General features: G+C 45.1%; 9 protein-coding genes. All 9 read right to left on the bottom strand.

The annotated features are described in order from the left end of the window. Positions 1-31 precede the first annotated feature (31 nt). On the bottom strand, positions 32-3124 hold the full coding sequence (locus tag ABIC84_RS02820) for a SusC/RagA family TonB-linked outer membrane protein (RefSeq protein ID WP_429262599.1): 3093 nt from the start codon (positions 3122-3124) through the stop codon (positions 32-34). 41 nt (positions 3125-3165) lie between these two features. Further along, positions 3166-4872, bottom strand: coding sequence for a RagB/SusD family nutrient uptake outer membrane protein (locus ABIC84_RS02815; protein ID WP_429262598.1), 1707 nt, complete (start codon positions 4870-4872; stop codon positions 3166-3168). A 28-nt stretch (positions 4873-4900) separates the two neighbouring features. Next, the gene (locus ABIC84_RS02810; RefSeq protein WP_429262597.1) at positions 4901-7999 is read right to left on the bottom strand and encodes a SusC/RagA family TonB-linked outer membrane protein; all 3099 of its coding nucleotides are present in this window, start codon (positions 7997-7999) and stop codon (positions 4901-4903) included. 96 nt (positions 8000-8095) lie between these two features. Next, on the bottom strand, positions 8096-9100 hold the full coding sequence (locus ABIC84_RS02805) for a DUF4961 domain-containing protein (RefSeq protein WP_429262596.1): 1005 nt from the start codon (positions 9098-9100) through the stop codon (positions 8096-8098). 24 nt (positions 9101-9124) lie between these two features. Further along, entirely contained in the window at positions 9125-9565 is a 441-nt protein-coding gene (locus tag ABIC84_RS02800; protein WP_354483650.1) for a DUF5004 domain-containing protein, read from the bottom strand. 25 nt (positions 9566-9590) lie between these two features. Further along, positions 9591-11342: a RagB/SusD family nutrient uptake outer membrane protein gene (locus tag ABIC84_RS02795; protein WP_429262595.1), complete on the bottom strand. Its 1752-nt coding sequence runs from the start codon at positions 11340-11342 to the stop codon at positions 9591-9593. A gap of 407 nt (positions 11343-11749) precedes the next feature. Then, positions 11750-12580: an alpha/beta hydrolase gene (locus tag ABIC84_RS02790; RefSeq protein ID WP_429262594.1), complete on the bottom strand. Its 831-nt coding sequence runs from the start codon at positions 12578-12580 to the stop codon at positions 11750-11752. Between the two features lie 15 nt (positions 12581-12595). Beyond that, complete coding sequence (locus tag ABIC84_RS02785; protein WP_429262593.1) at positions 12596-13981, bottom strand: GDSL-type esterase/lipase family protein; 1386 nt, start codon at positions 13979-13981, stop codon at positions 12596-12598. Between the two features lie 42 nt (positions 13982-14023). After that, positions 14024-15718: an RICIN domain-containing protein gene (locus ABIC84_RS02780; RefSeq protein WP_176627393.1), complete on the bottom strand. Its 1695-nt coding sequence runs from the start codon at positions 15716-15718 to the stop codon at positions 14024-14026. Positions 15719-15777: the final 59 nt, after the last annotated feature.

Below are 15777 nucleotides of genomic sequence, written 5' to 3'. Positions count from 1 at the left end.
CGCCGGCCCCTTATGGTTTATCTATTGGTTTTTAAAAACCTGCCTGGATGCCCAGGTTAATCACCCGCTGGTTAATGTACGCATCGCCCGCGGTATTGGTAGCAATTTCGGGGTCCTGCTGATATTTTTTGTAGTTATCAAACGTGAGCAGGTTATATGCGCTCATATAAATGCGGGCATTATTAATCTTGAAGGGCAACAATTTAGTTGGCAATTGGTAACCGATATCAACGGTTTTTAACCGCACGTAATGTGCGTTTAATAACCAGTAATCAGAAAAATAAGCCGTAGGGCTGTTTACCGAAGTTGGATTGGTAGTTAACCTTGGGAAGGCGGCATTAACCGGGTTTTCGGGTGTCCAGCGTTCCTGGTGTATAGGTTGAAACTGGCTTTGAAATGGTTCGATACCTGTACCAATCACCGCGAAACTGTAGTTAAACGATCCCTGCAAAAGCACACTTACACTAAAACCTTTGTAAACAGCCTGCAATGAAAGACCGAGTATGGTATTTGGCAGATTTGGGTTTCCTATCGGCCTTTTGTCAAAAACGTTAATAATGTCGTCACCGTTCAAGTCCTGGTATTTCAGATCGCCGGGCTGTAGTGGGATACCGTTATCAGGTACGGGTACCGATTTGCTTCCCGAATTGATGGCGGCAATATCGGCAGCGGTATAGTATCCCAAAAAATGATAACCATATTGCTGCCCGATTGAATGACCGGTTTGCGCCAGCCATGGATATGCCGGGGTAGCCTCATCTTCATATAGGATCTTGTTTTTAGCGTACGAGAACACGAAACCAACGTTGTATTGTACTTTGCCAAGCGTGCTATGATAGCTGATCTGCCCATCCAGGCCCTGGTTACGGGTTTTACCGATGTTTACGGCAGGCAAACCAACTCCCAAAATCTCCGGTATACTCCCCGGTGTAATCAGCTGATTGTAACGAATATCGTGGAAATAATCGGCTGTGATGGATATTTTATCATTAAACAAGTTGGCATCCAGGCCTATGTCGATCTTTTTGGCACGTTCCCAAACTACGTTCGGATTGCCCAATGAGCCTTCATATATAGTATTGTAGTTTTGAGCTGTTTCGCCAAAATTGTAACCACCGCCCTGGTTGTATACCTGGTTATATACATAACGGTTACCCGGCGCTGCATCCGAACCAACCAAACCATAACTGCCCCTTATTTTCAAAAGACTGAACATAGGGAGGGCCTTTTCAAAGAACGACTCTTTGGCGATGTTATAACCAAAGCTTACAGCCGGAAAAATCCCAAAGCGATGATTAGCGGCAAAGCGGTCGGTGCCGTTATAGGCTACGTTAAAGTCGAACAGAAATTTCTGTTTAAAGTCATATCCCACCTTGCCCGATATACCGCGGAACTTTTGCGGCACACCAACCTGCGCGCCATCAAGCAGCGGATAGGTGAAATACGTTTGCGAAGTTTGATTGAACAACAACAATCCCGAAAAATGGTGCGAACCACGGAATGTCCTGTCGTAGTTGGCATAAAGCTGCAGGTTGTAATTATTGGTATTGATATCGGTGCTGCCCGTTAAAGCATAAGTTTGATACACATAAGTAGCACCCGGCCTTAAGGAATATTGATTAGTAGCCGGATCATAATGATAGGCAGGGATACCACCGTTAAAAATTTGCTTGGTAAATTGTTCAATGCTTGAATAAGCAACCCTGCCCGTTACCGAAAGGCCATTAGTTAAAGCATCGAGCCTTTGGGTAGCGCCAAAAAGTACGTTAAAATCGGTACGGCGGGAGTGTTGATAGCCTCCTGTTGCCAGCCTGGCGTTAAGCGTTGGCAGGTGATCGGGATTAAATGATGAATAGGCGTATGAATAACTTCCGTTAGGATTAAGATATGGCGCCGTAAAAGGCGTTTCCTTGGTAAAATTATATACTTCGCTCACGGCGTTCTGGTTATAAGGCTGGTTCAGATCCGAAAAACGGGTGGTAATGTCCAGTCGCAGATCAAGCGTTTTATTGGCTTTCAGATCGAGGTTTGAGCGAAAGTTATAGCGTTTAAAATAGTAATTGGTATTCACCAAACTTTGCGGATCGGCAAAATCACGTACCAGGCCATTCTGGTTGAGCGCGCCACCCGAGATGAAATATTTTACCCCGGTTGTACCACCCGAAATATCCAGGTTGGCATTGGTTTGATAGGTGTATTTCTTGAAGATCTTGTTATACCAATCAACATTGGGGTGACCGTATGGATCGGATCCATTTTTAAACAGGTCGAGGTCCTGCTGGGTAAAACTAAGCGGGATGCCGTCATTATGCTGTGCCTCATTAATGAGTACCGCCGTATTGTATGAATCTAAAAACTGCGGCGTTTTAGTAGGCTGCTGGATGCCGCCTTCCACACGAAGGTTAACTTTAGGGGTGCCGGCCTTGCCGCGGCGGGTGGTTACCACCAATACGCCGTTAGCTCCCTTGATACCATAAATAGCCGTTGTTGACGCGTCTTTCAAAATCGAGATGCTCTCTATCTCATTAACATTGATCTGCTGCAGCTGGTCATAGCTGTACTCGATGTCATCTACAATAATGAGCGGCTGGTTACCCGATGGGTTTAACGAGCTTATTCCGCGGATATAAAAATCGGAAGCATCCTTACCCGGCTGGCCCGAACCCTGCTGCGAAAAAAAGCCCGGCAATTTACCGGTTAAAGCATTTTGCACGTTGGCTGTTGGCACGGTACGGATCTCACTGGCCGAAATGGAACTTACAGCACCGGTATTGGTGATCCTTTTTTTAGTTCCGTAAGCTACTACGGCTACTTCATCCAAGCCGTTGGTATTGGTTTGCAGGATAATATCCATCCTGCCCGATTCAGATACACGGAGCTCACGCGGGATATAACCAATAAAACGCACAATGATGGTATTTGACTGCCCTTTAAGAACAAGCCTGAACTTACCACCCTGATCTGTAATAGCACCGTTGTTAGGAACACCTTTTTCAATTACCGATACCCCTGGCAATACCCCGGTAATATCGCGTACAGTACCTGTTACAGTCCTGCTTTGCGCAAATGACACCGCCGGGAGCAGGATCATTAATATCTGGAAGAGAAGTATTATTTTTCTCATAAAGCTTAATTTTTTTGGTTTAACTGGCTGAAGTTTTGAGATTACCATCCTGGATTTTGTTTCATATTCGGGTTCTTCAAAACCTCGTCATAAGGTATCGGGTACAGGTACATCTTAGGCGCTTCGAATTTGGTGGTGAGCGCATTCACCACGTTATAGGTAAGGCTGGAGCCTATCTTCACAATGCTGATCCCTTTTTGCGGCTGGTTCATTACCGTTTCAGCAATTTTCCAGCGGCGGATGTCCCAGTAGCGGTTCTCTTCAAAAGCCATTTCCAGGCGCCGCTCATTTTGGATGATGGCGCGCATCTCCGCTTTGCTCATACCGGCTTTAAGTCCGTAATTGCCGGTGCCCGCATCTATCCCTGCCCTTCTCCTGATGCTGATAACAGCATTATAAACCTCGGGAGTTGCTCCGGCCGATTCATTGAGTGATTCGGCATAGCCTAAAACCACATCAGCATAGCGCAGGATCTGCCAGTCTATGACATGAGCAGCGTAGGCATTGGTGTTTTCAAAATTGCCCATGAACTTGCGCATGTAATAGCCTGTTTTGGTTTGCTGTAATGAGCCGTTGGGTTTGCTGGCCCCTCCTTCATACAATTGCAGATCTGAGTTAAGCCATCTTGCACCGTTATAGAGCACGGTATAGGTTAAGCGCGGGTCGCGGTTCTGGTAAGGATTATCAGGGTTATAACCTGATGCCGGATCAGTAATAGCCAAACCGCTTTTCATGGGGAAGGCATCAACCAATTGCTGTGTCGGACTGGTTTGCCCCTTGCCTACTGCCCCGGTAAATCCAACCGGACCGTTAGTGGTTTCAATCGAGGATGAATTATCTGTTTGCCGGATAAATATATTTTCAGAGCTGTTTTGAGTCAGAAATACATCTTTAAAGTTGGGCAATAACGAATAAACATTTAGGTCCATTACCGCTTTTTCGGCAGCAGCAGCCTGTGCCCACCTGTCGGCGCTAAAATCGGTGTAACCTGTTAGCGGATTTGAGGCATCAATATTCTGCCCGTTAAATAATGGGCTTGCAGCATATAGCAGTACTTTGGCCTTTAAAGCCATGGCGGCGCCTTTGGTAGGGCGGTGATAATCGGCATTAGGGTTGCTCAGCGGCGCGGTCATCAGGGTATCCTTAATGGCATCGCATTCGCTTACAATGTAGTTGATACAATCGGCAAAGGAATTACGTGGCAAGGCCACATTATCCGTTATAGTAAACACCTTGTTGCCCAATAAGGGAACGCCACCGTAACGTTTAACCAGTTCAAAATAATACAGTGCCCTTAAAAAACGTGCCTCGCTTTTCCATACATATTTCATGGAGTAACCATGGTATTGTGCAAGTACCGGCACTACATCAATATTGTTCACAAACTCATTTGCCTTGCGGATGCCTGCGTAGTAATAAGCCCAAAGGTTTTCACCGGCGGGGATAGTATATGAATTATAAGATGCTGTTGAAAGTATGGTTACTACATTTGATGATACCGAAGCCGATGACATGGCATCATCACTGGCCGCGTCAAGGTAGTCGTTCCCTACCCTGTTGTGCCCGTTTTGGAGCGCTGCATAAATCCCATACAGGAACATTTGGGCATTGGTACCTAAGGAGTCCTTTTTGTCAAACACGTAATTGATAGTCACCTTATCAACCGGGAACTGCTCATATTTTTTACAGCCGGCCATTATGGTTAAGATGCCGGCGGCCGCTAAAATTATTTTGTTGAAACTCTTCATGATCGTAATATTTTTATGATGGCCAAAATCAAAGCTTAATGTTAACGCCGGCATTTATTACCCTTTGAATTGGGTAAGCAGTACCGTATACCTCCGGATCAAAATCTTTGTAGCCATACAGTGTATACAGGTTTTCGCCGTTCACAAATATTCTCAAACCCGATAGCCTGAGCTTATGCGCCCACTCATAAGGCAGGTTGTAACCTACCTCGGCATTTTTTAGCCTTATGTAATTGCCTTTGCGCAGGTACAAGGTTGAGTTGGCGGTATTATTGGCGTTACCTATTGATAACCTTGGCGCAGTAGCCGTAGCAGCGGTTTCAGGTGTCCACCGGCCTAAAATGGTTTCGTACGCCTGCCCGCTGTAGGTAAGCCCGAGGAACCCCACACCTGCAAAGCCGTTCACCTGCGAGTTATTGAACATCAGCTCACGGTTCGCTACGCCCTGTAACAGGAAACTCAGACTAAAACCTTTGTAATTGAAGCCCGCCGAAAAGCCATAATAAACCAACGGCCGGTTACCACCTATGGCCGAAACATCAAACTGGTTGATAATATGATCGCCGTTAAGGTCTTTGTATTTTACATCTCCTGCCTGTGCGGTGTAACCGGTAGTTGTTGCACTGGTGGCAGCATCCTGGGCATCCTTGAAATAACCGATAGCCGTGTAACCATAAATAGCATTGGTTGAGCGGCCGGTGTGCCTGAGCCATGGGTAAGGATATGGCTCTTCGTCGCTAAAAATAATTTTAGACGATTGGATAGAGGCATTACCCGAAATAAAGTAATTGAAATTTTGGATGTGATTTTGATAAGTTAAAGTAAGCTCAGCGCCTTTGTAAAGATTAATACCCAAATTTTCGTAAGGATATGAAGTACCTAACAAAGCAATACTGTTTCCTCTAACCTGCAACAGATCATAATACCTGTCGTGGTAATAATCGGCAGTAATATTGAAATGATTATTAAACAGGGAAATATCGGCCCCTATATCCAGCTTGCGGGCTTTTTCCCAACGGATGTATGGATTGGCCAATGTGTTTTCAAAATAACCCTGTACCGGGCTTTTGCTGGTACCTGTGCTGTATGAATAGCCCTGCGAAGGGCCGTAGGTTTGTAAAAAGTTATAGTACCCGTAATTATCTACGTTGTTGTTTCCGGTTTTACCATAGGTGGCGCGCCACTTCCATGCGTTTATCCAGCTGAAATTATCTTTAATAAAATCCTCTTTACCCATTTGCCAGCCAATACCGCCGGCGTAAAACAAGCCATATTGATTGCCCGGAGGATAACGGTTATAACCGCTACTGTTGACAGCCGCTTCAATAAAGTATTTACCGTCATAATTATAACCCGCTTTTAATGCACGGTTTGTTGTTACCTGCGAAAGGTCATAGTTTAATACAACCGAGCGTACATCATACAGTGCCATACCGGTTATATTGCTTTTACCAAAAGTCCTGTCATAATTAACTGATGCCTGGGCAAACGAGTAGCGGGCGCTCGAAACCGTACTGAACGAATTGTTTTGCGCAACTGATGAGCCCACTGCCGAATAAGAACTGTCGGCGTTAAAAGAATAGGCATTATTTTGCAATAAGCGATTTAAAAAACTTTGCGATGAAAAAGCAAGATTGCCTTTTGCCTTTGCCGACAAGCCTGGTGTTATGCTGCTAAGGTTATAATTCAGATCGAGGTTGGCCAGTACATCATTGCTGCTGGTGCGCTGATAGCCTGAAAACTCGGTTTGCGAAAGCAGGTTGTTGGTATATGTTGTTGTACCGCCAAATGTGTTATTTGGATTATAAAGCGGATATGCATTATTTGGCGTGCTGTAAAGTGCGCCCAATATGTTTCCATACCCTGCTCCTGGCTGCGTACTTTGCTGGATACGGCCAAATAACTGCAGATCGACAGTAAATTTTTTGGTTACGTTAACTGCGAGATCGGAGTTAATGATATAACGGTTAAGATCATTATTGGTGTTGTAGGGTACAGCTGATGCCGTGCGGAACATCCCGGCCTGGTCAAGGTAGTTTAATGAAACACTGTAGCGTGCTACCTGGGTACCGCCGTTAACATTCAGCTTGTAGCTGGTCATCGGCGAATTATCGCGCAATATGGTTTTAAACCAGTTAACGTCCGGATGTCGTAAAGGGTCGGTATGGTTGCGGTAGGCGTTAAAATCGGCACTGCTGTAAAGGGCCGGCTTACCATCGTTTTGTAACGCTTCATTATATAAATACGCATATTGATAAGCAGGCAGCGGGTTTGGCAAGCCTAAAGGCTGCTGGGTGCCTGTTTGTGCAGTGAATGAAATATGCGGCGTACCCACCTGACCACGTTTGGTAGTAATAAGTAAAGTACCGCGCGAACTGTTGATGCCGAGCATCATATTTGAAAGCGCATCCTTCAACACCGAAACCGATTCGATACTTTCCGGATCAAGCGACGCTATCTCACGCTGAACACCATCGATAATCGTTATCGGCCCCTGCCCTCTTAATGAAAGGCCGAACTCTGTATTATCATTGGCCGAATAATTATTGTGCTGCACTACCGCCCCGATAAAATCATTTACAGTCTGCACACCGGTTTGAGGTGCGGCGAAACCGCTATACTGCTGGGTATATAAACCGGGGAGTTGCCCGGGTAAAGCATAGGTATATAAAGTTGCTGGGGTACTGGTAAGCTGATTGGTATAGATAGTTGATATGGCGCCCACATTTTTTGATGTGCTGATGGTATCATAAAGCACATTAATGGTTTTAGGTGCCTGGATATAGGTGTCTATGAGCCTCACCGTTAATTTAGCAGTGTTTTTAACTGTAACCTGGCGGGCGTTATAATTCACGGCGGTAAATACCAGCGCATCTCCCTTTATGGCATTGATGGCAAACATGCCGTCTTTACCGGTAGTCAGCGTGCTATTTTTTCCTTTATTGATTACTTTAACACCCTGCAGTGGGTTACCATACTCATCAAGTACAATACCGCTTACCTGACCGGGCCGTGCAGGCGCCACGGCAGCTGTATCCTGCTGCATGGCTGCATAGCTGGTTTTAACCAGTAGCAGCATCAACAGCGTGATACCTGTTAAACATTTCTTTATGTAGCAATAAGCCATATTTTTCAGGTTTAAAATTGTTGGCAAAAGGTTTAAATATCGTTTTAGCAAAAGCAATATTGTTTAGTGCATTTGCTTGTTATTTACATTTTCAGATCAACCGCATTTAAATGTATAGGTGAACGGGGCATCAGTATTACCATACCCTACCTTTACCTTGCCCGTTTTATCTGTAAGGAAGTACTCCATTCTTGTGATGGTTTGCGTGTCCCCTGCATTAAAGAATGATCTCGGCCAAAACGTAAGCTGGTACTTTTTACTGGTGGCAGTAGTTTGTTTCAATAATGTTTTATTGGTTTGCTCACATACTTTTATGGTTTTGCCGTCGCTGGTGTAGGCGGTTGCACACAGGTAAACTTCACTTGCGCCGCTTAATTGTGTATCGGTAACTGTACCATCAAAGGTTAAGGTCACAAAATCATTATCCAATGATTTCGGCGGATCGATAGTGGTAAGCTGCGGGTTACAAAAGTCAACCAGGTCGCCGCTGCCGCCGGTTACTTCAAAACAGGTATTACCAAGCAGCACACTGTAATAAGTACCGTTGCCATCGCTGGTAAAACCGTTACCGCTGTCGGTTATGGTATAGCCCAGCTTTACCAACATGTTATTGTTATCGGCGCCTACTTTTGTTTTGATATTCAGGTCGACAATGAACTCTACCCCACCGGTATGGCTGTAGGCTTTATCAGTTTGGTAAGCCACCCATTCCATATCATCAATAAGGTTACCACCATTACCGAAGGTCTTTTTCATGTATGCCGACCAGGTAAGGCCATCGCCCTTTTTAGGCAAAGTACCGTCGGGTATCAGGGACATGGTTCCGTTACCTTGTTTGCTGGTGTAAGTTATGGTGGTATTCTGCGCCGCCTTCCAGCCTTTAGGCACCAAAAAACCAAAAATGAGGTAGTCGGGGCCTCCATCTCCCACGGTAGGGATATCACAGTGTACCGTTATCGGCACAACTGAACCTACGGTAGCTGTGGCCGGCTGATCAACACTGGTAATTTGTTCGCCGCAGCAGGCTAAAGCAATACCCAGCACCACCAAAGCACACAGCTTCCATAAATTTTTACCTTTTATATGTAAATATGATCTCATAATTTATCGGTTGCTTTTAGTTTATCAATTGGCTTTTTCAAGCACGTACACATAGGTATTATTGGTACAGCCCGGACTGAATGTTATGCTAAGCTGCCTCTTGCCGTTTACTATAGGATAAGTAAAAGCTGTTGAAACCGGCTTATCGCCCGTGGCAGTAAAGGTGATCTTAAACGGATACTGCGGATCATCAAGTGCAAAAGCACCATCCTTGCTTACCAGGAAGGGTAGTTTATTCACCAGGGTATACCCTTTATCGGTAAAGCTGATCCTGAACTGGCTAAAATCAATAATGGAGGTTAAATCGGTGCCATTACGGGTAGCTTTGATCACCCGCCAGTTGCCGGCGATATCTTTGGGGGCCTCGCTTCCGGGAACTATCTTTTCGGTTTTACATGATGATGCCGCCATCATGAAGACAACTATCAGCATGTAAAACCATTTTGCTTTGTAATTATATTTCATATCAATACTATTATACTGTCGGTGATTAATAGCCCGGGTTCTGGATCAGTTCGGGCGATTTGGCTACCTCGCTTTGCGGGAAAGGCCACAGGTACATCGCTTTACGGAAATTGCGTTTGCGCACATCAAATTGTTTGTAGGCCACCGCAGCACCATCGCGGTCAACTTCCATGCCTTTGGTAATGATGTTGTCAGTTTGATCAGCAATTTTCCAGCGGCGCACATCCCAAAAGCGGTGCTCTTCAAAAGCCAGCTCAATACGGCGTTCATTTTGAATGGCTGTACGCATATCAGCCTGGCTCAAACCCGCGGGCAACTGGTATGGGTTTAAGCCCGCCCTTTGACGGATAGCCTCAACTGCCGAATAAACTAATGCGGTTGGCCCTTCATATTCATTAGCAGCTTCAGCATAGTTCAGCAGGATTTCGGCATAGCGGATCAATGGCAGGCAACGATCTGTCCGGTGCATAAAATCATTGGCTACGGCAGCCGGGTCAAGCATTTTATTGGTGTAGTATCCGGTGGTAGTGCCAACATGTACGGCATCAGGTCCTGTTGTATTTCCGTTGTATTTACCAACAAAAATATTTATGGGTGAGGTACCCGACGAAAGCCTGATTTGCAGAGGTGTTTGGTCATGGATGATGCTATAATCCAAACGCGGATCGCGGTTAGCATATGGATTATTGGGATTATAGTTTGATGTAGGGTCTGTTATATTTTTACCGTTGCTCATCGGGAAAGCATCAACCAATCCCTGCAGGGGGAAAGCACCGTTTTTGCCCGTACGGGTTGGCGGCTGCCATAAGTTTTCTAAATCCACGTTGCCGGTCGGGCGCATCAACTGGAAAATATATTCGGTATTTACACGCTTGGTAAACAGCTTTTGAAAGCCAAAACCCGGGGCGGTGGCATTGTCAACGTTGAGGCTATACACCCCTGTTGAGATAACGGCGGCCGCAGCTTGTTCGGCAAGTCTCCAGCGCTCTTTATCGTAAGCCGGGTATCCCGCCAATTCAAGCGTTTTACCCTCACCAATAGACTGCCCATTAAACAAAGGGCTTGCGGCGTAAAGCAGCACCCTTGATTTTAACGCAAGGCAGGCCCCTTTTGATGCACGGCCGTAGTTTACCCCCGATTGCACAGTCGGCAGGTCCTGCGCTGCCGCGTCACACTCGGCAAGGATATAATTCACACAATCGGCGTAGGTATTGCGGGCAGCGGGGATCTTATCCGTATAGGTGTAAACACTGTCGCCAAGTAAATGCACACCGCCATAATGTTTCAGTAATATAGCATAATACCAGGCCCGTAAAAACCGCGCCTCGGCTTTCATTTGTGTTTTGACGAAATTATTGATTGGTGCCTTAGGCAAATTTTTAAGCAACTGGTTTACCGAGCGGATATTGGTATAACAGGTTTTATACGCATCATCGGTAACCACGGCGGCATTGATGGTGCCCGTTTCAAATGCCAGGGCTGTTGATCCGGCAGATGCTGATACTTCCGCTTCGTCGGAGGCAGCATCGATACCGCCGTTAGGCGTAGGCGAAAGTATTGGCCCGTAGGTAAACCTTCCTGCCGCCGCACTAAAACCAACATTGCTGTAAATACCGGCTAAAAACGATACGGTATTAGCACTATCGGTAAACACCGTCTCGCCGGTTAGGTTTGATGTTTGTGTTTGCCCCAGGAAACCTTCCTTTTTACATGAAGTAAAAACAAGGAAGCCCCCGAAAACCGAATAAGCAAGAACCTTAAAGTAAAGTTTTTTCATACTATAGGGGTTAGTTAACATCGTGCTTCGACAGAGAAAAATATAAAATCGTTTTAGCAATTTCATATTTTTTAACCCGCGGAGCAAATGTTTTAAAAGCTGTTTGTTAATTGGTTTATAATTCAGATGTTGAAATCTGATACTAATATAGTTTATAAAAACGATTTAGCAAATTTTTCGAGTTATTTTTTTATAATTTTAAAAATCACAATTTCTATACGGGAATTTTAACAGTTACAACATTTGCAATCGGTTGAAAATGTTGTAATTGTTATTATAAAAGCGTTATCTATTTAAGTCCATAGTACTTAAGCGGAAGCCACAGGTCTGATTTTCTCTTTTTCGATACCTGAACGTGTAAATTGAACTAAAAACTTAGCACCAATTTATTGGTAACCCGGCATCATTTATTTCATTCCGCCAAAAAAACGACTAAAAAACAGTGCCTGGTAGTTGATGGAATTGCCCCAAAATTCCCAGGTATGGCCTCCCGGCCTTACAGTATAATCATGGGGGACTTTGCGTTCAAGCAACTTTTCATGCAGTTCCTGGTTAGCCTGGTAAAGGAAATCATCATAACCAACATCAAAAGTAATAGCAAGTGAGTTGGGTTTTAACAGGTAGATGAGGTTTACCACGCTGTTTTGTTCCCACCTGTCGGGGTGTTCGCTGTATTTACCCAATACGCGTTCGATGCCGAAACTATCCGGAAAAGGCCTGATATCAACCGCGCCACTCATGCTCCCGGCAGCACCAAATTTATCTAAATGCTTAAACGCTATATACAACGCGCCATGTCCGCCCATACTCAAACCGGTTATGGCCCTCCCCTTCCGGTCGGTTATGGTTGAATAATGCTTATCAACCCAGTTCACCAGTTCGGTACCTACATAGGTTTCGTATTGTGAATCCTTAATGGTTGGGCTATCAAAATACCAGCCAGCAAAATCGCCGTCGGCACAAACTATAATAAAATGATAAGTATCGGCCAAACCGGCAACAGCAGGGACTTTTTTAATCCAATCGCTGTAACTGCCGCTAAAACCATGCAGCAGGTATAATACCGGGTACTTTTTGGTGCTTGAATAATCGGCCGGCCTGATCACCACAGCCTTAATGTCTTTGTTCATTATGGCACTGTGGGTCAGCACCGTATCAACCGTTGCGGCGGCAGCTTTCAAACTGTAAACCGCAAGGCCAATAAACAATGGAATAGATAGTAACTTTTTAATATTCATCAGTATATAGTGATTTTATTTTGAGGCGATGATGGTGATGTGATGGTTTTGCGGTTTATTGATGGTGTAGATCTGGTCGGTAAGTACATCCATTTCTTTTTGCCAGGCATCGCGCAGGCTTTTGTAACGGGCACGGGTATAGTTATCTTTATTTCCGTTAACAAAAATGTCTTTTTTGGCATACTTGCTTATGGTATCCATAGCGGCGTTGGTATCATGGAATAACAAGCCTTTGCCTTTTAAAAAGTCAAACTGCATCCAGGTATACATGCGGATACGCCTTTCAATGTCCCAACGTTCCTCGTTCAGTTCCCTGATCTGGATGGCCTGCTGATATTGCGGTGTTATAGTGATCTCGGCCAGGTTGATACCTGCGCCCAATTGCTCAGCCGACCAGCTACCCATTTTTTCTCCATCGATAAGGACATCATAATTGGCTGTTTTTAACCCTTTAACGGCAAGCAACTCCTGGTTCATTTCTTTGGTAAACGGCACAACCTTAAGCGCATCGGCTTGTTTTTTTCGGTTTCCCCAGCCACGCGGAATGGTATCAATGGGGTACGGCAATGAATTTGCGAGGTAATTGAACGATACGGAATCTGCCGAAGAAACCACGTTAGTTACTTTACAATTCACCGCCTTAACAGCCTTTTTATTTTTAGCATCCACAGCTACATCAGCCACTACCTTATTGCTAAAGCCCTGCGCCTTTAGAAAAAGATAAGCCATCACGAGGTGCCCGTCATTGTCCGGATGCACCCTGTCATTAGGCGTTAAGCTGAAGGTGGAATCTTTGGCTTGCTCACGCAGATTGATCTCTGTCATGGGATGATAGAAATCAACATAACCCCAGTTATTTCTTTTCGCTGCTGCTTGCTGAAAATCGATCACCTTTGAAAAAGCCGCACTTTTTTTAGGATAGATATTTTTTGTAGTAAACTTGCTTGTTTCATCATAAGGCGAACCAAGAATAAAAATTTTACGGATCTCAGGGTGTTGCTTTAGTTTGTTTTCCAGCAGTGTATAGTTATCGTATGAGCCCTGGATCCTTTTATCCATAACATCCTGTGCATCGGGGCGGTACCATTCAAAATAACCGGTATCATTCATGCCCCAGGTAAGGGTTAATACATTTGGTTTTTTGCTGAACACATCATCTTCAAAACGGTCGTTGATCTGCCCTACAACATCGCCGCCAATGCCGGCGTTATAGCAGGTTATCCGCATGTTAGGGAAACGGGTCATATAGTACAACCATATGTACGAGTGGTAATGGCCCCCATCCGTAATACTGTTGCCAACAAAAGCCACCCGGTCGCCCGCGCGAAATGGCGCTATGTTTTGGGCAGTTACTGCTCCCCGGGCTGCTATCAGTACTAATAATAAAATCAACTTTTTCATTAACTGTTAATTATAATGTGTTCAGCAAAAAATAAATTCAAACTATAAACCCACCAGGCTGTACGGAACCCTTACTGCTTTTACCTGGTAAAAGTTAGGATCCTGGTTATTATTTACGCAGGTGGTTGTGCTGCAGCTGCCGCCATCACCATTATAATTAAGGCAATAGGTAACAAGCAATTCGTTATGTCCGTTTATAAACTCAGCGTGGATGGCCGGGGTATAGTACTTTGCCAAATGGCCCTGGTAAACATCATTGATGGTGAAAACCATTTTAGGCGCAGTGAAAGGCCCCTTAGGACTATCGGCCGTTGAAATATAAATGTTATGGCTCGCCGGATCACAAAAATAGCCCAGGTCCATTTGCATCATTACATATTTATTGTTCACTTTTGATATGGTCACATTTTGCTGCGTGGTATTGCCCGCACCTACGTTTATAGCTGCCGCCGAAGCGGTTGTACGGGTTGACGACCATGAAGAGCCTGTCCAGAACGACCAGTTAGACGGGTTACTTACCGGGAAGCGGGCCAGGAATACATTGGACGTATTGAAGAAAACGCTTTTGCTTCCGTAAACATATACCGAGTCGTTAGTAGCGTTTTTAACCATCCCGTTTGAAAACCCGGTTTCTGTTTGGCCCGACATGCCCGCAGGTGTTAATCGTGCGGCTGTACCCCAGTTAAGTCCGGATGTATTTTGAGTTAAGTCATAAAGCACCTGGTTTTCGGGCGTAGCACCGTTGGCCGATTCAAATGTGTAAAGATAAACGTGGCTACCGGCCTCAATTCCCGCGCCGGGCCAGCGGTAGGTTGAGTTATGATCGCCCGGGCTTTCAATGATCTCCATGCTGTTTACCGGCGAATTATTGGTAGTGATATTTGGCGTAAGGGATTGATCCCAGCTGTGACTGGCCGGCTGCAGCAGGGCCGAATTATGATACTTAAAAAACTGGCAATATAACTGTCCGTTACTTTGAAGCTGTGACGATTCATAGGCATCCTCAGTTATCCAAAGCACTTTTCCGTTGTTGGCCCCATAGGTAAGCGGGATACTTTTTCCCTCATCAAAAGCCACGGTGCCATTGGTACGGTGAAAAAAATTCACGACATCATCGTCGCGGTAAGCCTCGGCTGTAAGCCCGTTAAGCAGCCAGGTTTGCGCCGTATTCCCGGCAACAAATACTTCCTGGGTAATAGGCGTACCATTAGTGGCAGATGATCCATGATTGGTGACCGCAAGCCCATTACCCACATTAATAATTTTATAAACGCCGGTACTTACTGCCTGAATATACCATTGCTGGGCATTGTTAGTGTTGGCTTTATCCTGCCATAGGCCTGTACCGGGATTCGTGGTGGCCAAGGGTACTTCCAGATATTTACCGCTGGCTACGTTCATGATCTTAAATTTGGTAGTGCTGGTTATAGCGCCGCTACCCTGTTGTACAATTATCCATTTTTGGTTGGGAGCCGTGGCCGTACCACTGCCCGAGTATTGGTTTTGCTGCGCACCGGTGCCATCATTAAGCATACCGCTGCTATTAATTTCAATAGCTTTACCGCTTAACACGTTGGTGATGAAAAAGGTTCCGTATGAGCTTACCGGCGATCCGCTGGTTAGTTGTACAGAATCTGTGCGTACAAAAGGTTTGGGGTACTTAACGGCAGCTTGTTTGCTGCATGAGGCCAGCAAGGCCATGGCCGTCATGGTACAGGTGAACAGGTTTGTTTTCATAATTTGGTTTGGTTTATAATTTGGTTTGATGTTTGGTTAGTGCTGTAAAATCATTCAAT

The organism is Mucilaginibacter sp. 3215 (assembly GCF_050433785.1).
In the GTDB taxonomy this organism is placed as follows: Bacteria; Bacteroidota; Bacteroidia; order Sphingobacteriales; family Sphingobacteriaceae; genus Mucilaginibacter.
This window is presented reverse-complemented; position numbering and strand designations above follow the sequence as displayed.